Source organism: Bacillus cereus group sp. BfR-BA-01383 (assembly GCF_022663495.1).
Classification (GTDB): domain Bacteria; phylum Bacillota; class Bacilli; order Bacillales; family Bacillaceae_G; genus Bacillus_A; species Bacillus_A cereus_AU.
This window is the reverse complement of sequence record NZ_JAKUFP010000153.1, coordinates 1-217: the sequence shown is the minus strand read 5'-3', so window position 1 is coordinate 217 and position 217 is coordinate 1. Positions and strand designations below refer to the sequence as shown.

Below are 217 nucleotides of genomic sequence, written 5' to 3'. Positions count from 1 at the left end.
TTGGCAAATCGAACAAGACCTAGTTTTGGCAATTTTATTTTGTTTCCTACAACGGCAATGTTTTCATTTGTTTGTCTTGTGGTATAAGATTTCTTCTTAGATTTGAAACGCGGGGCACTGTTTTGCTTTTTGAAAAGGCGTGTATAAGCATCCGCAAGGTTGCGAACAGACGACTGAATCGCAATACTATCCACTTCTTTTAGCCAAACAAACTCTT

At 38.2% G+C, this 217-nt stretch carries 1 pseudogene; it reads right to left on the bottom strand.

The features are described from left to right. Window positions 1-217: pseudogene (locus MR065_RS27390) on the bottom strand (RNA-guided endonuclease TnpB family protein); the annotation flags it as partial.